The sequence below is a fragment of the Pseudarthrobacter sp. NamE2 genome (genome assembly GCF_005796205.1).
Lineage (GTDB): Bacteria > Actinomycetota > Actinomycetes > Actinomycetales > Micrococcaceae > Arthrobacter.
Window position 1 is genome coordinate 1 of record NZ_VAHN01000052.1, and the last position, 540, is coordinate 540.

The following is a 540-nucleotide window of genomic DNA, read 5'->3' on the forward strand; positions in this document are numbered from 1 at the left end:
GAAGCCACCCGCGCACGCCTGGGCACCAACGTGGACGCCGTCGCGGACAAGGTCACCCCGTCCAACATCGTCCACCGCCAGACCGACAAGGTAAAGGGCAGCGTCAAGGACGCCGTCACCGGCGTGAAGGAGAAAGTCATGGGAGCAGCAGACACCGCCACCACCAAAGTCCACAACACCGCCTCTTCCGGCGCCGGACACACCACCAACGCCCTGCACTCCACCGGCGACACCCTGCACGATGCCAGGGACAACGTCTCGGCCAGACTTTCCGAGGCCGGCACCGCCCTGTCCCAGGCACCGGATCAGGTCAAAGCCAAAACGCAGGGCAATCCCCTGGCCGCCGGGCTCATCGCGTTCGGCGCCGGGCTGCTCGTTTCGTCCCTGATCCCGCCAAGCCGGAAGGAACGCGAAGCCGCCGAGCAGGTCAAAACCGCAGCCCAGCCCCTGGCCGGCAAGGTCACCGAGGCAGCCAAGGACGTCGTCCAGGACCTCAAGGAACCCGCCCAGGAAGCCGTCGAAAACGTCAAAGCCACCGCC

General features: G+C 66.9%; 1 protein-coding gene. It reads left to right on the plus strand.

Annotated elements, in window-relative coordinates; translation table 11 throughout:
• The coding region (locus FDW83_RS18975; protein ID WP_138139607.1) for a DUF3618 domain-containing protein at positions 1-540 on the plus strand (540 nt) is incomplete at both ends.